This window comes from Gehongia tenuis, assembly GCF_014384795.1.
In the GTDB taxonomy this organism is placed as follows: domain Bacteria; phylum Bacillota; class Clostridia; order Christensenellales; family NSJ-53; genus Gehongia; species Gehongia tenuis.
Genome location: NZ_JACRSR010000001.1, coordinates 23,670 through 43,193, shown reverse-complemented (window position 1 = coordinate 43,193; position 19,524 = coordinate 23,670). Strand labels below are relative to the sequence as shown.

The 19,524-nt window shown below is 59.2% G+C and carries 14 protein-coding genes; 6 read left to right on the top strand and 8 right to left on the bottom strand.

Translation table 11 applies throughout. The features are described from left to right. Positions 1–164 precede the first annotated feature (164 nt). The 4 genes from H8696_RS00190 to H8696_RS00175 all read left to right on the top strand — a co-directional run bounded on the left by H8696_RS00190 (position 165) and on the right by H8696_RS00175 (position 4,490). Positions 165–947, top strand: coding sequence for an undecaprenyl-diphosphate phosphatase (locus H8696_RS00190; protein ID WP_249314153.1), 783 nt, complete (start codon positions 165–167; stop codon positions 945–947). Between the two features lie 27 nt (positions 948–974). Then, positions 975–2,669 (top strand): arginine--tRNA ligase, encoded by a 1,695-nt coding sequence (argS, locus tag H8696_RS00185; protein WP_249314152.1) that lies wholly within the window; start codon positions 975–977, stop codon positions 2,667–2,669. A gap of 116 nt (positions 2,670–2,785) precedes the next feature. Then, entirely contained in the window at positions 2,786–3,835 is a 1,050-nt protein-coding gene (locus tag H8696_RS00180; RefSeq protein WP_407926350.1) for a PTS transporter subunit IIC, read from the top strand. Between the two features lie 19 nt (positions 3,836–3,854). Then, positions 3,855–4,490 (top strand): CatA-like O-acetyltransferase, encoded by a 636-nt coding sequence (locus tag H8696_RS00175; protein WP_249314150.1) that lies wholly within the window; start codon positions 3,855–3,857, stop codon positions 4,488–4,490. 35 nt (positions 4,491–4,525) lie between these two features. Here H8696_RS00175 and H8696_RS00170 read toward each other — a convergent pair whose 3' ends face one another. Next, the gene (locus tag H8696_RS00170) at positions 4,526–4,822 is read right to left on the bottom strand and encodes a Dabb family protein (RefSeq protein ID WP_249314149.1); all 297 of its coding nucleotides are present in this window, start codon (positions 4,820–4,822) and stop codon (positions 4,526–4,528) included. Positions 4,823–4,877: 55 nt separating this feature from the next. Then, positions 4,878–6,365 carry a glycerol kinase GlpK gene (glpK, locus tag H8696_RS00165; RefSeq protein ID WP_249314148.1) on the bottom strand — a complete coding sequence of 496 codons (1,488 nt, stop codon included), beginning with the start codon at positions 6,363–6,365 and terminating at the stop codon, positions 4,878–4,880. 106 nt (positions 6,366–6,471) lie between these two features. On the opposite strand from glpK, the gene H8696_RS00160 reads away from it, so the two are divergent. Together H8696_RS00160 and H8696_RS00155 are read left to right on the top strand one after the other, a co-directional pair. After that, the gene (locus H8696_RS00160; RefSeq protein WP_249314147.1) at positions 6,472–9,123 is read left to right on the top strand and encodes a penicillin-binding transpeptidase domain-containing protein; all 2,652 of its coding nucleotides are present in this window, start codon (positions 6,472–6,474) and stop codon (positions 9,121–9,123) included. A gap of 64 nt (positions 9,124–9,187) precedes the next feature. Further along, the gene (locus H8696_RS00155) at positions 9,188–9,634 is read left to right on the top strand and encodes a hypothetical protein (RefSeq protein WP_249314146.1); all 447 of its coding nucleotides are present in this window, start codon (positions 9,188–9,190) and stop codon (positions 9,632–9,634) included. A 33-nt stretch (positions 9,635–9,667) separates the two neighbouring features. Here H8696_RS00155 and H8696_RS00150 read toward each other — a convergent pair whose 3' ends face one another. The 6 genes from H8696_RS00150 to pckA form a co-directional block, all read right to left on the bottom strand. Then, complete coding sequence (locus tag H8696_RS00150) at positions 9,668–12,877, bottom strand: alpha-mannosidase (protein ID WP_249314145.1); 3,210 nt, start codon at positions 12,875–12,877, stop codon at positions 9,668–9,670. A 115-nt stretch (positions 12,878–12,992) separates the two neighbouring features. Further along, the gene (locus H8696_RS00145) at positions 12,993–14,474 is read right to left on the bottom strand and encodes a DUF4340 domain-containing protein (protein ID WP_249314144.1); all 1,482 of its coding nucleotides are present in this window, start codon (positions 14,472–14,474) and stop codon (positions 12,993–12,995) included. A 22-nt stretch (positions 14,475–14,496) separates the two neighbouring features. Continuing rightward, the gene (locus H8696_RS00140) at positions 14,497–15,981 is read right to left on the bottom strand and encodes a GldG family protein (RefSeq protein WP_249314143.1); all 1,485 of its coding nucleotides are present in this window, start codon (positions 15,979–15,981) and stop codon (positions 14,497–14,499) included. After that, positions 15,981–16,703, bottom strand: a complete 723-nt coding sequence (locus H8696_RS00135; RefSeq protein ID WP_249314142.1) for an ABC transporter permease — start codon at positions 16,701–16,703, stop codon at positions 15,981–15,983. The genes H8696_RS00140 and H8696_RS00135 overlap by 1 nt, the downstream gene beginning before the upstream one ends. Next, positions 16,700–17,647, bottom strand: coding sequence for an ABC transporter ATP-binding protein (locus H8696_RS00130; protein WP_249314141.1), 948 nt, complete (start codon positions 17,645–17,647; stop codon positions 16,700–16,702). Before H8696_RS00130 ends, H8696_RS00135 begins: the two co-directional genes overlap by 4 nt. 150 nt (positions 17,648–17,797) lie before the next feature. Next, positions 17,798–19,372, bottom strand: coding sequence for a phosphoenolpyruvate carboxykinase (ATP) (gene pckA / locus H8696_RS00125; RefSeq protein WP_249314140.1), 1,575 nt, complete (start codon positions 19,370–19,372; stop codon positions 17,798–17,800). Positions 19,373–19,524 lie beyond the last annotated feature (152 nt).

The window sequence follows — 19,524 nt, the reverse complement described above, 5'->3', positions numbered from 1 at the left end:
TGTGTTTATCATACCAAATTCACCGCCATCTGTCCAAAAGGAATCCATAAACTTTTCTTGAACCTTTGATAAACCTGACGCCGGAAACATAAACTCATTGTCAGGGTTACAAAATAAGCGAGCCATGGTATAATGGGAAAAACTTAAAATGGAGGTATGTGTGCATGGATATCTGGCAAGCGATTATCCTGGGCGTGGCCCAAGGCCTGGCCGAGTTCCTGCCCATTTCCAGCTCCGGCCATCTGGTGCTGCTGCAGCAGATCTTTGGCATTCAGGAATCGGGGCTGTTCTTTGGCGTCATGCTGCATGTGGGCACGCTGATCGCCGTGTTTGTGGTTTTTTGGAAGGACATCGTGGCCATCTTGAAAAAACCCATTCAAAAGCTCACCGGCCTTCTCATCGTAGCTACCGTGCCGGCCATCATTGTGGGTCTGTTCTTCAAGGATACGGTGGAGATGCTCTTTGCCGGTAAATTCCTGGGCTGGGGCTTTCTCGTCACCGCAGTGGTGCTGTTTCTCTCCGATCGGATTCCTGAAGGCAAAAAGAATTTGGAGCAGATGAACGGCAAGAATGCTCTTATCGTAGGTATCTGTCAGGCCATCGCCATCGTGCCCGGCATCTCCCGGTCCGGTTCCACCATCGTGGGTTCCCTGACCCAGAAGCTGGATCGCAGAAGCGCGGCACGCTTTTCCTTCCTGATGTCCATTCCCGCCATTTTGGGTTCGGCGGTCATGGAAGTCAAGGACGTGATCGTGGAAGGCACCGGCGGTATTCCCCTTCTGCCGGTCCTGGTGGGCATGGCCGTGTCCGCCGTGTTCGGCTATATCGCCATCCGGGCCATGCTTAAAATTATCACCAACAAAAAGATGAAGTATTTTGCCATCTATGTGGCGGTGGTGGGTGTGTTTGTGCTGGCCGATCAATTCATCTTTCACTGGTTCTTCTAACATGCGAATGTACAAAGGAGCGTCGAAATGAATTTCAAAGAAGTCATTGCAACCGCTTTATCGGAGAATTGTCCCCTGTCCGCTCCGGAGATTGAGGAGCTTTTGGAAGTCCCCCCCAATCCCGAGATGGGGGACTACGCTCTGCCCTGCTTTGCGCTGGCCAAGCATCTCCGCAAGGCGCCGCCCCTCATCGCCCAGGAATTGGCGGAGAAGGGCGGTTTCCCCGAATTCGTGGACCATGTGGAGACGGCGGGCGGTTATCTCAATTTCTTCGTGGACAAGTCCTTCTATGTGGCCGAGATTCTGGGACGGGTTCTGGAGGAGGGAGCGCGCTACGGCTCCACCCGCCAGGGCGAGGGGAAGACGGTGTGCATCGACTATTCCTCCATCAATATCGCCAAGCGTTTCCATATTGGCCACCTGTCCACCACCGTGATCGGTAACGCCCTGAAGCATCTCTACACTTTCCTGGGCTACAGGGTGGTGGGCATCAACCATCTCGGGGACTGGGGCACCCAGTTCGGCAAGATGATAGCGGCCTATCTGCGCTGGGGAGATAAGGCCCAGGTGGAGGCCGGCGGCGTGGATGCCCTGAGCCAGCTCTATGTACGCTTTCATGAGGAGGCCGAGAAGGATCCCGCCCTCGAGGAGGAGGGCCGGATGTGGTTCAAGAAGATCGAGGACGGCGATGAGACCGCCCTTTCCATCTTCAACTGGTTCAAGGAACTTACGCTGAAGGACGCCCAGCGGGTGTACGACATGCTGGGCATCACCTTTGATTCCTATGCCGGAGAATCCTTCTACAATGACAAGATGGACCGGGTCATCGACGAGCTCAAGGCGAAGGAGCTGCTGGTGGAAAGCCAGGGCGCCTACATCGTGCCCCTTGACGAATACAATCTTCCCCCCTGCCTCATTCTGAAGCGGGACGGCGCCACGCTCTATGCCACAAGGGATATTGCGGCGGCCCTGTACCGCAAGGACACCTATGACTTCGACAAGTGCCTGTACGTGGTGGCCTATCAGCAGAACCTCCACTTCTCCCAGTGGTTCCGCGTGGTGGAAAAAATGGGCTATCCCTGGTACAAGGACCTGGAGCATGTGGCCTTTGGCATGATCAGCTACGAGGGGCAGACGCTCTCCACCCGCAAGGGCGTCGTGGTCTATCTCGACGAGCTGTTGGAGCGTTCCGTGGAAAAGGCGCTGGCCATTATTGAAGAGAAGAGCCCCGATCTTGACGATAAAGAGGAAGTGGCCCGTCAGGTGGGCATCGGTTCGGTGGTGTTCATGAGCCTTTTCAACAACCGGATCAAGGACATCGACTTCTGGTGGGACCGCGCCCTCAATTTCGACGGCGAGACGGCGCCTTATGTGCAGTACACCCATGCCCGCTGCTGCTCCGTGCTGCGCAAGGCCGGCGAATGGGACAAAGGCGAGGTGGACTACGGCAGGCTCTGCGACGGCGAGGCGCTGGAGGTCGTTCGGCTCATCGAGGCCTTCCCCGGTGTTTTGCAGGAAGCCTGTCAAAGAAACGAACCTTCGCTCATCACCCGTCATGTGGTGAATGTGGCGCAGGCCTACAACAAGTTCTACTACGAGCACCGCATCCTGCAGTCGGAGCCCGGGGAAAAGCAGGCCCGCCTGGCCCTCACCTGGTCGGTCAAAACGCTCATTGCTTCAGCCCTTGGCCTCATCGGTGTGGCCGCGCCGGAGCGGATGTAATTGCATGCATGGCGCCCCTTCGGGGGCGCTTTTTTTATGACTTTGTCCACTTTACTTTGGTGATTCGTTGACGATTTTCGGCAAAGTTGTTATGCTAAGGCTAACAAAATAAGGGAGTGTTGATATTGAGTAAGACAAAAGAGCCGAGAGGCCCGCTGTGGGTCATCAAGAAGATCTACCAGCGCTATTTGCTCAAAGCCTTTAGCGCCATGGCCCTGGGACTTTTCGCGTCTCTCATCATTGGACTTATCATCGGCCAGATCGCCAAGATCCCCGGCCTGTCCTTCCTTTTGCCCATCTCCGATGCCCTGGGCGCTTCCTCCCCCGTCATCGGCGCCGCCATCGGCGTTGCGGTTGCCCACGGCCTTGGGCACAAGCCACTCGTGATGTTCTCCTCGGCGGGCGCGGGCGCCATCGGCTACATCGCGGGAGGCCCGGTAGGCGGGTTCCTCGCCGCCGTGGTGGGCGCGGAAATCGGCGGCCTTGTGGCGGGAAGAACCCCGGTGGACATCGTGGTCACGCCCTTTGTCACGCTGGTCGCGGGCGGACTTACCGGTCAGCTCATCGGGCCGGCCATCGCCGCCATGATGAACGGCCTTGGTGAATTCATCAATGCGGCAACGCTGCTCCATCCCCTGCCCATGGGCATCGTGGTGTCCGCTGCCATGGGTATGATTCTCACCCTGCCCATTTCCAGCGCGGCCCTGTGCATCTCTCTTAATCTGGCGGGTCTTGCTGCCGGTGCCGCCACCGTGGGCTGCAGTACTCAAATGATTGGCTTTGCCGTGGCAAGCTTCCGGGACAATGGCTGGGGCGGCTTTTGGGCTCAGGGCATCGGTACCTCCATGCTGCAGATGCCCAACATCCTTAGAAAGCCGCAGATCTGGATTGCACCCACCCTGGCTTCCGCCATCCTGGGGCCGCTGTCCACCATGGTCTTCAACATGGAGAACAACGCCATGGGCGCCGGCATGGGCACCAGCGGCCTTGTGGGCCAGCTGGGCACGTGGGCGGTGATGGCGCCCACCAGCGATCCTGTATGGCTGATCGTGCGCATCGCGCTCCTGCATTTCATCCTGCCCGCCGTGTCCACCCTTGTTATCGACTGGGTGCTACGCAAGATCGGCTGGATTAAGGACGGCGACATGGTGCTGCCGTCCACCTGAAGAAAGAAGGTTTGCATCCATGGCATTTCTCCCCTTCGAACGAAAGGGCTGGTCGCGCAGTACCCACTTTGAGCACTATCTCGAAGGGGATTGCAGTTTTTCCCTCACCGTGGAGCTGGCCGCCGGCGCCCTTCGCCGAAAACTGAAGGCGGAGGGGCTCAAGTTTTATCCTACACTGATCCACCTGGCGGCCCGGGTCGTCAATGGCCACACCGAATACCGCATGGCGCTGGACGAAGCGGGGAGGCTGGGATATCACGATGTGCTTGCACCCAGCTACACGGTGTTCCATGATAAGAGCAAGACCTTCTCCGCCCTCTGGACGGCGTACACTCCGGACTTTTCCCAATTCTATCAGGACGTGCTTGCCGATATGGCGGCCTATGCGGATGCATTCCCCCTTTTTCCCAAGCCGGACGAGCCGGCCACCTTCCCCCTGTCCTCGGTGCCTTGGCTGCCCTTTACAAGCTTCAGCCTGCACCTTGGCGGCCGCCCCTATCTCATCCCCATCCTCACCTTCGGCAGATTTGTGGAGCGGGACGGCGAAACCTTCCTCCCGCTGGCCCTGCAAATGCATCACGCCGTATGCGACGGCTACCATGCGGCCCGTTTTGTGGAGGAATTGCAGGAGCTTTTCAACCATTTCAATCCATAAGAAAAGCCGCGGCATCTGCCGCGGCTTTTTTATACTCAGATCTCGTAATTGCAGGCGATCCGATCCAGCCGAACCTTGGAAACGAACTCTCGGACGGCCAGATGAGCGGGATGGGAATCATAGTTCTCCAGCGCTTCATTGGACACAAATTCCGAATACAGACAAAGATCAAAATCATTTTTCACATAGTTGAAGCCCACTTCCAGCTTCAAAAGGCCGGGCACCACACCCACCAGCGCTTCCAGCCGCTCCTTGATGATGCGCATGTTGGTGTCCTTGCCGTTGCCTTCCGCTTCATCCTTCAGTTTCCAAAGTACGATATGCTTAACCATTGTGCACGCTCCTTCAGTTTTTTGTACCCTTACTATACCATAGGCCCGCCGTTTTTCAAACCTCTTTTGCCCAGCCTTTGGCCCTTTCCACCGCCCGGCCCCAAAGCGCAAGCCCGTGCTCCCGGTCCGCTGCCGCCATGGCCGGTTCAAAGATCCGCTCCGTCTCGTACAGGCTTCTCAGCTCATCCAGGCCGCCGTAGACGCCCGCCGCCAGGCCCGCCAGGAAGGCGGCACCCCGGGCGGTGGTTTCCCACACCTTGGGACGCTCGATGGGCACGTTTAGGATGTCCGCCTGGAACTGCATCAGAAAATTATTGGCCGAGGCCCCGCCGTCCACCTTGAGCCCTGTGAGGTGGATGCCGCTGTCCTTTTCACAGGCGGCCAGCACATCAGCGCTTTGATAGGCGATGGCTTCAAGGGCGGCACGCACGATATGGGCCCTCGTGGTGCCCCGGGTGATGCCCACCATTGTGCCCCGGCCGTACATGTCCCAGTGGGGCGCGCCCAGTCCGGTGAAGGCGGGCACCATGTACACGCCGCCGGTGTCCTGCACCGATTGGGCCAGTGCCTCCGAATCGGCCGAGGTGCGGATAAGCCCCATCTCATCCCGCAGCCACTGAACCACGGCTCCGGCCACAAAGACGCTGCCCTCAAGGGCGTATTGGGCGCCGCCGCCCAAATCCCAGGCCACGGTGGTGATCAGGTTATTTTGGGAGGCCACCGGCTCTTTGCCCGTATTCATGAGCAGAAAGCAGCCCGTTCCGTAGGTATTCTTTGCGGATCCCGCTTCAAAACAGCACTGGCCGAACAGCGCCGCATGCTGGTCCCCCGCCACCCCTGTGATGGGAATGGCCCGACCCAGAAACTCCGGGCGCATCATGCCAACGGGGCAGCTGGAGGGCAACACTTCGGGCAGCATAACTTTCGGGATGTCCAGCATGGCCAAAAGCTCGTCGTCCCAATCGAGGGTATGGATATTAAAGAGCATGGTGCGGCTGGCGTTGGTCACATCGGTGGCGTGACGGCCGGTGAGGTGATAGATGAGCCAGCTGTCCACCGTTCCAAAGAGGATTTCTCCCCGTTCCGCCCGTTTCTGCCCGTCCGGCAGGGCGTCCAGCATCCATCGGATTTTGGTGCCGGAAAAATAGGGATCGATGATGAGTCCGGCCCGCTCCCGGATCATGGCCTCCCGGCCCTCCTCCCGCAGCTTTTCGCAGATGGGTGCGCTCCTCCGGCACTGCCAGACCACGCCGTTCATCAGCGGACGCCCCTGGCGGTCCCACAAAAGGGTGGTCTCCCGCTGGTTGGCAATTCCGATTGCAAGCACGTCTCCGGGATCGATATTCCCCCGTTTGAGACAGCCTCTCAGCGCCTCCAGCTGACTTTCCAGCAACATTTCCGGGTTCTGCTCCACCCAGCCCGGCCTCGGATAGGACGGCGTCGCATCCTCGCAGGCCCCCGATACCATCCGCCCTTTGAGATCAAAAGCGATGGCCCGGGAGGATGTGGTCCCCTGGTCCAGCGCGACAATCACTCTGCCCATTTCGTTCCCTCCTTTTTTCCATTGTAGCCTTTTTACCCCTACACTTCAATGTTACAATCCGCCTTTTTTGTCCATACTGTATACAAAGCGAGGAGGATGTTTTAATATGAAAAGGGTATCCAACTGGCGGCTTCGCCGCCAGATTCAGCGGCGGCACCTTTTCACCGGGCTGCTGATTACGCTGGCCGCCGTCGTTCTTATTAACCGTCTGTACGATCTGCAGGTTTTGGAGGGCAAAGCCTATGCGGAAAAGGCCAGCAACACCTTGGTCCGCACCCTGTCCACACCCTCGCCCCGCGGCCGCATTCTGGATCGGAACGGCCAGGTGCTGGCGGAAAGCCGCTCCGGCTATAATCTCTCCCTGCTCAGTCAAGAGGTTTCCAAAAAGGAGCTCAACGAGACCTTGGACCGGGTGTGTCAGATCCTTCAGCATAACGGTGATGAACTGGCTGTGGATATTCCCCTTCGAGTGAACGGCAATGGGGAGCTCCAGTGGTGGGGCTCCGGCACAGCGGAATTCTTCACCAGGCGGTTGGGTTCCCTGCCTGAAAGACCGGAGGATGCTCTGGCCGCCCTCTCCATCACGGAGAGCGCCCCCTCCGGATTGTCTTTGGAGGAGCTTTTTGTCTACCTCCATATGGCATGCGTGATGGACAGCGGCGAAACCACCCTCATCGCCGCGGCTCTCGACACCGCTCTTTACAGTTCCCTGGCACCCATCGCCGAGGCCTATCCGGAGCTTGTCACCGTGGCCTTCGACGATCCCGACCATCCTTCCAGCCTACACGTGACCTTGAGCGCCTGGGACGCTGCTCCAGCGCTCAGCCTGGCAAAGGTCCTGCCCGGCGAGAAGCTGGTGCCCTCCAGTGCCTTTCCCCTGCGCTGGACGGACGGCCCCGTCTTCTACGATACCAAAGCCGTACGTTTTTTGCAGCAGATGGGCCTTGGCGAGAACCTGACGGCAGCAAAGACCTACGAAACCCTTCGGGAGCGATACGCCATCACCGGGGCGCCGGAACGGGCGCTGCCCGTGCTCGCCGTTCGGGTGAATCTCACACTGCTGGGCTATCAGCAGTACAAACCCCTGGTGCTTGCCCGGGACATCTCGGCGGCCACGCTGGCCCAGGCGGGAGAGAACGCCGATAAGCTGCCCGGCATCGTCATCGATCCCATCTATGTGCGCACCTATCCCGAGGGCAGCGCCCTGGCCCATGTGCTGGGTTCCATGGGCCTCATCACCAGCCAGCAGGCGGAACAGTACGAGGCGCTGGGCTATGACATCAGCACAGACAAAGTGGGCCGGACCGGACTTGAACTCGCCTTTGAGAAAACTCTCCGGGGCAGGAACGGCAAACGCATGGTGGAGGTGGATCGTCTGGGCCGGCTCACGCGGGTGGTCTCCGAGGAGACGGGTGCTCCCGGCGAGGATCTCATCCTCACCATTGACCTTGATCTCCAGAAGGATACGGAGAACGCCCTCCAGTACGCCCTGGAAACCGCCCAGGCGGAGGGCCATGAGAATGCCCAGGTGGGCGGCGCTGTAGCGGTCAGCGTCAAAAGCGGCGAAGTCCTGGCCATAGCCTCCTATCCCGATTACGACCCCAATCTTTTCTCCCAGGGCGTTCTCTCCCAGGAGGCCTGGGAGCTTCTCAGTCCCTTCTATCCCAGTCCCGCCGATCCCGCCAAGGAGAATCAGGACCCCACGCTGCCCCGGCCGCTGGTGAACAACGCGCTGGCCGCGGCCTTCCCGCCGGGCTCCATCTTCAAGATGATCACCGGCGCCGCCGCTCTTGAGAGCGGCTCCATCTCCCCCACGGACACCGTGACGGACTACGGACGCTACACCCGCTATTCCAACACCCACGCCCCCGCCTGCTGGCTTTGGAACAGCAGCCGCCGCACCCATGGCGCGGAAAATATCATCTCCGCCCTCCGGGATTCGTGCAACTATTATTTCTTTGACGTGGGGGACCGCATGGGTGTCCATCCCATAGAAACCATGGCCCGGCGCTTCGGCTTTGGCAGCGCCACCGGCATCGTGCTTCCAGAGGCGTCGGGCACCGTTGCAGGCGAGGCCTTCACGAGGGATCTTCTGGAGGCCTACGCGCTCAACCATCTGACAGGCTACCAAAAGTCCATGGGCCTCGGCGAAGATAAAAGCGCCGCCCGGGAAGCGGCCGCCTCCGTGGTGGACAACCCTTCCCGGGAGACCGTCTTTGCCGCCTACGAGGCTCTGGGGCTGCCCAAGGATCTTTCCCGGGCGAATCAGCTCATCAGCCATATCCGGCAAAACGGCTGGACCCCCTCCAAGACCCTTTCCGCCGCCATCGGCCAGTCGGACAACACCGTCACCGTCCTTCAGGCGGCGCTGTACTCGGCGTCCCTTGCCAGCGGCGAAAAGGTGACCCCCACCCTCATTCAGGGGGAGGACGCCGCCTTCCAAAGCCTCGGGCTCTCCGAGGGGACCCTGAACGTTCTCCGGGAGGGCATGGCCGCCGTCACCTCCACCAGCTACCAGGGGCAGGCGGGCACCGCCTACACGCCCTTTCTGGGCTTTCCCCTGGCGGTCAGCGGCAAGACCGGCACCGCCGAGGCCACGGACAAGGAAAACTACGGCTGGTTCATCGCCTATGCGCCCGCGGACGATCCCGAGATCGCCGTGGCCGTATGCACCGCCCAGTCCGGCGAAGCCTCCTATGCCGCCAAAGCCGCCCGCGCCATGATCGCCTCCTATCTTTTAGGGGACCCCGCATTGTAACACCCTGTGTCAAAGCGGCATACAATAGGATCAGGAAACGCCATTGGCTTGAAGGAGGTTCACTATGAGTCGTTATGGAATCTATCACCGTTTGATGGCCCAGCATCAGGCCGCCATCGATGCGGCCACGCGGGAGATGGAAAAGCCGCCGCAAGCTGCGGCGTCCCAACCCGCAAAGCTGCCGGAGAAGCGTCCTTTCGGGCGCCTCATCCAATCCCGCTACGAAAGCATCTCCACCGCACCCGGTCCCATGCAGATCCTGGAACAATCGGGCTATTTTGAAAAGGTGCAGCAACAGCGCCCCATCGTACAGGAGGCGCCCACACCCGCCGCCCCCGACCGCTTTCATACATATCGCCAGGTCATGGAGTCCCACCGAAGCGCCCTCGAGGCAGCGGCGGCCGTGGATCCCGAGGCCGTCTATGAGGCCGCCTACGCCGATCCCGTGCTGGTGGAAGCCGAGATGGAGGCCGCACCCAGCGGAGAAACCACGGAAGCGATGGCTGAGTAAAAAAAAGCGCTGGAAACAGCGCTTTTATTTTTTTCAGCCCTCCATGGCGTCGTTGAAGCGGACAAAGAGGGTCTTGATCTCGAAGGGCCGAACCTCAAGGGCAACACGGCATCCTTCCAGCGAGACCGGCGCCGCATACCGCTCCATGAGATCGCACTCGTAGGCCTTTTCCACCGGACGGGCGAAGGTAAGCCTTACCATACCCCGGGTGTTGTGGCATTCATACAGCCGCACGATATAGCCGTCTCCCGTTTCGGCGGCCTTAAAGGTCTCCACCGCCACGTGCTCGCTGCTGGCCCGAACCAGTGCCATCTTGGTGGGCGCAAGGCCCCGGCCGGTGATGGGCCGCACCCGGAGGGGTTCACTAAGAAAGTATCCCATGGGCACCGTGCCGCCCGCAGCGTAATCCCCTTCATGGGGATACAGGCTGTAGGTGAAATGGTGGACATGCCGGTCCATCTCCGGATTGGGGGAGCGGGGCGAACGGAGCAGCGTCATGCGCATGACCCCTTCCTTCACCTCGTAGCCGTACTTGCTGTCGCTCAGAAGGCTCACGCCGTAATCCGTCTCGGACAGATCCGCCCACTTATGCCCCACCACTTCAAACTGCGCCCTCTCATAGGAGGTGTTGTTGTGGGTGGGCCGTTCAAAGCTGCCGAACTGAATATCGTAACGGGCGATCCGGGCGTTTATCTCCACCGGAAAAGCCGTCTTCAGCATCATCTGGTCCGCCTGCCAGTCCACCAGCGTCTCGAAATCAATTCTGGGGATGCGGTGGTAGAAGATCACGTCCTGGATCACGATGGATCTTTGCAGGCGCTTGGTGAAACGCACCCTGCGGCACACCGGCCCATTCTCCACCTGCACCTTCTCCACCTGGTCCACCGGCCAGGAACGCTCCTCCTCCCGGCGGGAAATGTTCCAAGCGTCATAGGCGGCAGGCTTGTCCTCGTAGACCCGCATCTCGTTGCCCCGTGCGCCTTCCGGGATCACATCCCGCTCGTAGACCTTGTCGTAGAGCCGGGTGATCTCGCCGCTTTCGTTCATGGCGACCTCAAAGAAATCGTTGGTGAAGTGGGCGTATTCCTGATGCCTGGCGTAACGGGAAAGATTGAGCACAATGGGCGGCACCACCTCAAAGGCTTTGTAGCCCTTCGGCGGCAGATCCTCCACATACACCCACACCTCGTCCCCTTCGTCCAGTTCCATGCGCTGGCCCTCGAAGCGGCTGCCCTTCTCGTCCAGAAGATCGAATCCCTTTTGAAACCTCGGATCATCGAATCCGTCAAAGGGAATGCGCACCACATCGCTCCTCAAAAAGGGCGCCGGGTTGAAGATCACAATGCCCTTTTCAAATTCACCCTCCACATGATCGGCGATCCGGGTGAGCGCGGCGTCCAAAATTGCCTCCCCCGTCTCCTCCACCGAATTGAGGGCCGCCATGGCGTCCTCGCAGGCCTCCTTGATGCAGGTGCCGGGCAGGGTGTCATGAAACTGCTGGGCCAAAAGCTTCTTCCAGGCGCCGCGAAGCTCCCCCTCAGGATACGCGAGGCCCAACGGTTCCGCCAGGGCGCTGTAGCTTTCCGCCTCCTGGAGCAGGAATTCGCACCTCCGATTGAGGCGTTTCGCCGCCCCAAAGGTGGTGTAGGTGCCCCGGTGATATTCAAAATAGAGCTCTCCATCGTATTTGGGCAGCGGTTTTTCTTGATTGCTCTTCGCCAGCTGGTCGAAGTATTCACCCGCCGTCTGGGTCTTGATCCTGGGCAGGCCGGGAATACCCGCCTGCATGCGGCTCAGGTTCTCCAGATCCTCCCGGACCGGTCCGCCGCCGCCGTCGCCGAAGCCGTAGGTGAAAAGCGCCGTGTCCGAACAGTCCTTCTGCTGATACCGCCGCCAGGCGCCCAGCGTCTCCGCCGGCGTAAGCCGTCCGTTAACCTTGGTGTCGAAGCGGCCCCGCTCCAATTCCCCGCAGTCGATGGCCATCGCGTTGGAAACCAGCACCTCGCTGCCGTCGATTCCCCGCCAGCGGAAGCTGTCGTAGGGCCAGCGGTTGGTGTCGTTGCGGGTGAGTTTAGTGGTCAAAAGATAATCCACGCCACTCTTCTTCATGATCTGGGGCAGCGCCGCTGTAAATCCGAAGGTATCGGGCAGCCACAGCACCCGGCTGTCCACATCGAAATATTTTTGGAGATAGGCCTTGCCGTAGAGCAGCTGGCGCACCAGCGACTCGCCGCTGGTGAGGTTGCAGTCCGCCTCCACCCACATGGCGCCCTCAGCCTCCCAGCGTTTCTCCCGGGACCGTTCCCGAATGCGTTCAAAGAGCCGGGGATATTCCTCGGATAAGGTCTCGTAGAGATAGGGCTGGGTAAAGATAAACTGGAAGTTTCGGTCATAGCGCATGAGCTCGAGAGCCGTGGCCGCGATGCGGGCCGCCTTGGCGCGGGTATGCTTTTCCCGCCACAGCCACGCCACATCAAGATGGCTCTCGCCGATCACCGACAGGGTGCCCTCCCCGCCGAATCCCCGGCGATAGAACTTGTCCATCATCTCGCCCGCCCGCCGCACGGAATCATAGAAGGCGGGGCTGTAGGGCTCCCGAAGATCCAAAAGATTGGCAGCCTTTTGCAGCCATTCGAGAATGGTCCGCCGCTCCGCCGAATCGGGCAGCACCCGGGCCGCTTCCAGCGGCACCGACAGGTGATAGTAGAGCTTTTCCAGCTCCTCCTCCCGGCCGGTCACCGCCGCACGAAGGAAGGTCTTCTGCTCCAGCATGCCGCCGTGGGCCCACAGGAGCACGTCGAATTCCTCTCCCTCCCGGGCACAGGTGGACAGCAACAGCTCCCTGTGGTTCACATCCATGCCCTGACGGGCCACGCCGTTCACATAGGCCAGAAACTGAGGATTGACCGCGTCCCAGCCCTCCCGGCCGGTGGAAAGCCGCACATACAGCCGCTTGCCGAAGAAGTCCCCTGGCGGCGCCACCCTGAATCGGAAGAAAGCCTCGGCATCCCGGCCGCCCCAGGCCATCCCGGCGCCGTATTCCCGCCAGCGCTTGTCCGGCATGGCCAGGGCATCCTCCGCGGTCATGCCCTCCTCAGCGGGAAGCAGCTGCCACTGGTCCACCTCATAGTACTGGGGCTTATCAAGAGCGTTGTCCGGCCAGCCCACCAGGGCATAGTCCCGCATCATCAGAGCCTTCAGCTCAAGCACAATTCTTTGCATATTTAGGTAGGTTCTGTCCATCTCTCAGCCTCCTTGTCTACCTATGATTATACCCTGCATCGGATTTGCCTTCAACCCAGGGCAACGAAAAAGAGGCGTCGCCGCCTCTTTTCCCTACTTCTCTTTATGGAATATTTTAAGCACCCAAGGCATCCCAAGCTTCCAACAGCTCATTCACCTTGGAGCGTTCCACCGTAAAAGCCGCCCGGCCGTTCACCCGCACCGCGCAGGCGTCCATGCCATGGGGGATATACTCCACCGTCAGGGTTCCCGGTCCTTCGGAAAGCTGATAGGTGAGTGTCAAAACGGGCTCACCCTCCACCGCTTCCTCCACCTGCCGGTCCAGCGCCATATCGGACACGTCGGCCAGCCACTCCGCCGCCGCCAGATTGTCCGTCTCCCCGCCGTTCAGCGTGAAGGTGTAGGAAACGTTGCTTCCGGTGCTGCCGCTGGCATCGGGCGTGGCCGCCGCGACCTCCTGCTTGGTCACAGCGAGGGTGCCGCTCCTGCCCGAGCCCTCCACCGCCACCTCCGTGGTGGCGCCAAGGCTCACCGACAAGGATCTTGCCGCAAGGTCGCCGCAGGTCTTATCCAGAAAAGCCAGCTTGCTCTTGTCAATGGCATACACGCCGTCCATACCCTCGAAGGTACAGTAGGCATAGGTAGTCTCCGAAGTGGACAGTTCCTCCGCGTCGGCGCCCACCGTCACCTTCCGCAGAGCCCCGTCTTTATCGGAAAGCTCATAGCTGTAGACCGGCTGGTCCAGACCATAGCTCGATTCAGCCGTCTCACCCACATACTTATCCGGGGTCAGTGCGGCCGCATCGCCCAGCACCTCATCGGTGACAAGCGCGTCGGCATCCCAGGTGATGGGGGAGACGATGCGGTGGGTGTAGGGCATGGCGCCCTGCTCCGAGGAATCAATGTTTTGAATGGCCAGTTCACCGGCGGGCGAAACGGCCTTGTAACTGAGCACGTGATCCCCATCCACTTCCGGCGGGGCCATGCTTCTCAGGTCGTTCACCGACACCAGATAGGGGGCAAGAACGTCCTTGCTGACGATATACACATAGCCTCTGTGGCCGGAGCGCTGCACGTAGTAACTCATTCGATCGGAGGTCATTTCCCCGATAGAGAGCGCCTGGGAGGTGCCGTCATCAAAGATGAACGTCACCGTCGTCTCCAGTTCCTCCACCCCGTAGGGGGAGAGATCCTCCACGTCGGAGAGCACATCGCTGGCCATAAGGGTCACCGAACCCGAGATCATGGCGTCCACCACGGACTGGTCGAGAGCGATGTTCTCCTGGCCCTCCACCACCCAGCTGCCCTCCTGCTTGACCAGATTGTAGGTGATACCGTCATAGCGGATCTCCATCTTGTCAACGCTTTCGCTTTCTCCGGAGGTGAGCCTGTACTGGGCCGTGGATTCCTCCTCTTCCTGGTCCGCCTTATCCTTGGCCAGAGTGGCGGCAAAGTAGATTCCCACCGCCGCCACCAAAATGGCCGCCAGCACCAGCGTCCAGATCACAACCTTCCGGCGGCTGCCGGAGGGTGTCCGCCGCTTCTCCGTAAGGTCCATATCGAAGGTCGATTGGGGCCTGTTGTCCTTTGATTCCATGGGCATCCCCTTTCCAGTCGGATTACAGCTTCCGGCGGCGGATGCGCACCACCACGCCGACAGCAAATACGATGAGCGGAATCACCAGCACGACCAGGGCCATCAGGAGATAGACCTCAGTGCGGGAGGTGAAGTTCATGGCCTCCGAATAGAAGGACTTGGCCTCAATGGACAGGGCGGTCTGTTCCGATCCGGCCAGCCACTGAATGCTGTTCATGGCCAGGTTGACATTGCCGTATTGCTCGATATTGCCGTCCATCATGAAGTTGCCGTTGCCCACCAGCACCAGCTGGGAGTCCCCGGCCTCACTTTGTTTGGTGATGGCCGCGGCCACCGTGAAGGGGCCCTGGATATCGCCCTGCTGCTTGGTGCCGTCGGTCTGGAAGTTCTCCGTGGCAAAAGCCTCGGAGCTGGTGGTGAGCAGCGTCTCCACCGTGAGTCCCTCCACCTCCGCCGTGGGCAGGGTGAGGCTTCGTGCCGCCGGCAGCACCGCCGAAAGATTGGACGATGCGATGGTGCTTACGATCTCCTGCTCGCCCATATCGGGGATCAGGATGAGCGGGCTTTGGTAATGGTAATAGCCATTCTTCTGCTCGATGATCACATTGGTATCAAACTTTGCCTGGTAGTCCTCCAGGAGTGCGGCAAAGTTGGGCAGATTGGTCTCACTCACATCCATGGCCATGAGCATCCGCCCGCCCTGGGCCAGATACTCCTTGAGCTCGGCGAGCTCGTCGGCCGTCAGGTCCTTCTGGGGAGAGACGACCACGATCACGTCGTTTTCGCCAATGTCCAGCGCGCCCTGGGTAAGATCGAGAGCCGCCACCGTATAGCTGGCATCCTCCAGATACTGCTCCAGCGTGGTCATGCTGGTCAGATCGGTCTCCTGGTGGCCCGTCAGGAAGTGGGCCGTGGGCATATCCTCGGAGGTGACATACTGGATGGCGCCGGTCACCTTGTTCTCCGCCTGAAGACCCTCGGGATAGGCCTGATAGCTGGCATTATAGGCGATAGTGAACATATCCGAGAAGGCGAACACCCTGAAGCGGGTGTGATCCTTGTTGGTGACGATCACCGAGTTCTCAGCGATGCCATTGCCGCTCTTGTCAAAATCCTTGGTAAAGGTGGGATTGACCACCGGGTCCACGTTCTCCACGGTCACATGCTCGCCCTGGTAGTTGTCCAGGAACTTTTGCAGCATACCGCCGTAGCCGCTTCCCAGATTGGTGTTGCGGAACAGGGTGTAGATCTCCACGTCCTCCTCCAGTCCGTCCAATAGGTCCACGGACTGCTGGGTCAGGCTGTAAAGACGGTTGCCCGTCACATCCAGCTTCAGGCTGAACACATCCTGCAGGGTGGTCACGCCATAGTTGAGCAGAATGGTCGCCGCGATCACCACCACAACCACCAGCGCCGTCATGCCGCCGTAGCGCAGCTTCTTATGCTGGAACCATTTTTTCTTCGGGGCGTTTTCCGTGCCGTTATCCGGCTTTTTCATTTCCGACATCAGCCTTCACCCCACCTTCTCTTGTCTATGGTTCGAACCGCCAAAAACAGGCACACCGCAGTAAAGGACAGGTAGTAGATCACCGGCGCGGGGGCCAGGATACCCATCATGAAATCATCGAACCGGGTGTATACGGAGAACCATGCCAGCACGTCCTGCAGATTGATGCCAATGATGGTCACGTTGACCATGGACGCAAAGAAATCCATGATCCACATGATGAGAATGGCTCCAAAGGTACCCACGGCGGCCACCACCTGGTTCTCCGTGAGCGTGGAGATCAGGGTGCCCACCGAAATGAGCGTGGCGCCCATGAGGAAGAAGCCCAGGTACTCCACCAGCACCTCCAAAATATGAATACTGGCATAGATGGAGATGAGGATGGGATAGATGGCGGTGAGCACCAGCGTCACCGCGAACACGAACAGCGCCGCGAAATACTTGCCCAAAACCACCTGGGTGATGGACAGGGGCGAGGTCAGCCACAGCTGATCGGTCTTGGCCTTCCGTTCCTCACTGAAAAGCCGCATGGTCAGAATGGGGACCAGCAGCATGAAGATGAATGAAGCCGAATCCAGAATACTGGCCACGGACGAATCCCCGCCAAAGATGGAATTGGCAGAGAACAGGATGCCGGTGACCAGCATGAACGCGCCGATGAACACATAGCCGAGGGGCGCCAGAAAATAGGAGCGTACTTCCCGCTTGAAAACAGCCGTCATAGTGAACCTCCCTCCTCCTGTGTGAGCTGCATGAAGATGTCCTCCAAGGTGAGGTTCATGCTACGCATCGTCAAGATGGGGGCATTCATATCCGCCATAGCCCGAAAGAGGGGTTCACGAATATCCTGGTCCAAATCGGTGTAGGCCATAAAGTCGCAGCTTCCCGGCTCCTGCTGGCCCAGCTCTTCAACTTCCTTGCATCCGGGCAGTGCCAGGATCTTACGCCTCACGGCGTCCTTGTCGCCTTTAATGCGAAGCTGCAGGCGGTTCACATCACTGACCTTCTGGGTCAGGTTTTCCAATGTATCCTGGGCGACGATCTCGCCCTGCCGGATGATGACCAGCTTCTGGCAGACGTCCGCCACCTCGCTGAGGATATGGGAGCTCAAAATCACCGTGTGCTTCCTGCCCAAAGATTTGATGAGCTGACGGATCTCCACGATCTGCATGGGGTCGAGACCTACCGTAGGTTCATCCAGAATGATCACCGGCGGATTGCCCACCAATGCTTCGGCCAGCCCCACCCGCTGTTTATACCCCTTGGACAGATTCTTAATCAGCCGTCCGGACACGTCCTCCAGCTTGACCAACGAATAGATCTCCTCCACATGGGGTTTGCGCACATCCCTGCGCACGCCTTTGATATCGCATACGAAGCGGATGTACTCGTCCACGGTCATTTCCCCGTAAAGCGGAGGCTGCTCCGGCAAATAGCCGATGCGCTGCTTGACCTCCAGAGGGTTTTTGAGCACGTCGTAGCCATCCACGGTGATGGTGCCTTCACTGGCCGAGATGTAGCCGGTGATCATGTTCATCGTGGTGGTCTTGCCCGCGCCGTTCCGGCCCAGGAAGCCCAAAATCTCCCCTTCCTCCGTTTTAAAGGAAATGTCCCGGACGGCGTATTTTCCCTGGTAGCGTTTGCTCACATGGGAAAGTTCAATCATGGCCGTCCCTCCCTAAAATAACATGGACCCATTATAGCAGTTTCTTTTGAACAAATTGTAAACTTTGTGGATACAATTGCGTCATTTCAAGGCATTTATCCATAAAAAAGCCCCGGAGCACAAAACTCCGGGGCTTATGAACCGTTAGGCTTAGGCCTTCGGGCCCGCTTCCACGACTTCCTTGGGCATATTGACGTACTTCTTGAAGTTCTCCATAAACCGCTTGGCCAGATCCTTGGCGGATTTCTCGTAAGCGGCCTTGTCGCTCCAGGTGTTCACGGGATTCAAAATCTCGGAGGGCACGTTGGGGCAAGTCTCGGGAACCAGCACGTTGAAGATGGGGTCCAGATTGAACTTGGACTTCTCCAGTTCGCCGTTCAGAGCGGCGGTGACCATGGCACGGGTATAGGGCAGGCTCATGCGCTTGCCAACCCCGTAGGGGCCGCCGGACCAGCCGGTGTTGATGAGGTACACGTTCACATCGTATTTATCCATTTTCTTACCCAGAAGATCGGCGTAGACGCTGGGGTCCATGGGCATAAAGGGCGCTCCAAAGCAGGTGGAGAAGGAGGGTTCGGGCTCCACAATGCCGCGCTCGGTGCCGGCCAGTTTGGAGGTGTAGCCGGACACGAAATGATACATGGCCTGCTCCTTGGTAAGCTTGGCGATGGGAGGCATCACGCCGAAAGCGTCGGCGGTGAGGAACACGATGGTCTTGGGCTGACCGCCCACACCGGGAATGGCCGCGTTGGGGATGTACTCGATGGGATAGCCGGCGCGGGTGTTCTCGGTGATGGAACCATCCTTGTAATCGGACACGCGGGTGTCCTCATCATAAACCACGTTCTCCACCAGGGTGCCGAACTTCACCGCATCCCAGATCTGGGGCTCCTTCTCCTTGCTGAGGTCAATGAGCTTGGCAAAGCAGCCGCCCTCAAAGTTGAAGATGCCGTTATCGGTCCAACCATGCTCATCGTCGCCGATCAGCATGCGGTCGGGATCGGCGGACAGCGTGGTCTTACCGGTGCCGGACAGGCCGAAGAACAGTGCGGTGTCGCCGTCCTTGCCCATGTTGGCGGAGCAGTGCATGGGCAGCACGTCCTTATGGGGCAGGATGTAGTTGAGTACGGAGAATACGGACTTCTTCATCTCACCGGAGAACTGAGAGCCGGCGATGATAACCATCTTCTTCGCGAAGTTCACAATGATGGCGGCCTCGCTGTTGACGCCGTCCTCCTCGGGGATGCACTTGAATCCGGGCGCTGCCACCAGAGTGAAGCCAGGCTCAAAGGCTTCCACTTCCGCCTCCGTGGGCCGAATCAGCAGCTGGTGCATGAACATGTTCTGGCTGGCCATCTCGTTGATCACCCGAACGCTCAGGCGATACTCGGGGTCGGCGCCGGCAAAACCGTCGAAGATGTAAATCTCGCGATTTTGGAAATAGGCGCACATGCGGCCATAGATCTTGTCAAACTTCTCCTCGCTGATGGGCATATTGACCTTGCCCCAATCCACATCGTTGTGGCAGGAAGGTTCATCCACGATGAAGCGGTCGTTAGGGGACCGTCCCGTGTATTTGCCCGTATTCACGCGAAGCGCGCCATTGTCGAGAAGCACACCCTCGCCGCGGGCCAGCGCCTTTTCCACCAGAGCGGGAACGGAAAGGTTGCGGTATACCGCGCTGGGGTTGATAATGCCCAACTTTTCAAGACCATAAGTTGTCATACCCAATTCCTCCTTCAAGATTGATTCTGTTCGGCGCACATCCTGCACAAATGCGGGTTTAAGGTTCGTATCCTGCAAAATAGACGTTTCATTGGGGATATAACACCGAATCTTGATCGATTGCGATCATATATCTATCATAATGTAGAAGT

What these genes read in the sequence shown, in the direction of transcription:
- H8696_RS00190 (WP_249314153.1), top strand. Translation starts at nt 165, where the DNA reads ATGGATATCTGGCAAGCGATTATCCTGGGCGTGGCCCAAGGCCTGGCC.
- argS (WP_249314152.1), top strand. Translation starts at nt 975, where the DNA reads ATGAATTTCAAAGAAGTCATTGCAACCGCTTTATCGGAGAATTGTCCC.
- H8696_RS00175 (WP_249314150.1), top strand. Translation starts at nt 3,855, where the DNA reads ATGGCATTTCTCCCCTTCGAACGAAAGGGCTGGTCGCGCAGTACCCAC.
- H8696_RS00170 (WP_249314149.1), bottom strand. Translation starts at nt 4,822, where the DNA reads ATGGTTAAGCATATCGTACTTTGGAAACTGAAGGATGAAGCGGAAGGC.
- glpK (WP_249314148.1), bottom strand. Translation starts at nt 6,365, where the DNA reads ATGGGCAGAGTGATTGTCGCGCTGGACCAGGGGACCACATCCTCCCGG.
- H8696_RS00160 (WP_249314147.1), top strand. Translation starts at nt 6,472, where the DNA reads ATGAAAAGGGTATCCAACTGGCGGCTTCGCCGCCAGATTCAGCGGCGG.
- H8696_RS00155 (WP_249314146.1), top strand. Translation starts at nt 9,188, where the DNA reads ATGAGTCGTTATGGAATCTATCACCGTTTGATGGCCCAGCATCAGGCC.
- H8696_RS00150 (WP_249314145.1), bottom strand. Translation starts at nt 12,877, where the DNA reads ATGGACAGAACCTACCTAAATATGCAAAGAATTGTGCTTGAGCTGAAG.
- H8696_RS00145 (WP_249314144.1), bottom strand. Translation starts at nt 14,474, where the DNA reads ATGGAATCAAAGGACAACAGGCCCCAATCGACCTTCGATATGGACCTT.
- H8696_RS00140 (WP_249314143.1), bottom strand. Translation starts at nt 15,981, where the DNA reads ATGTCGGAAATGAAAAAGCCGGATAACGGCACGGAAAACGCCCCGAAG.
- H8696_RS00135 (WP_249314142.1), bottom strand. Translation starts at nt 16,703, where the DNA reads ATGACGGCTGTTTTCAAGCGGGAAGTACGCTCCTATTTTCTGGCGCCC.
- H8696_RS00130 (WP_249314141.1), bottom strand. Translation starts at nt 17,647, where the DNA reads ATGATTGAACTTTCCCATGTGAGCAAACGCTACCAGGGAAAATACGCC.
- pckA (WP_249314140.1), bottom strand. Translation starts at nt 19,372, where the DNA reads ATGACAACTTATGGTCTTGAAAAGTTGGGCATTATCAACCCCAGCGCG.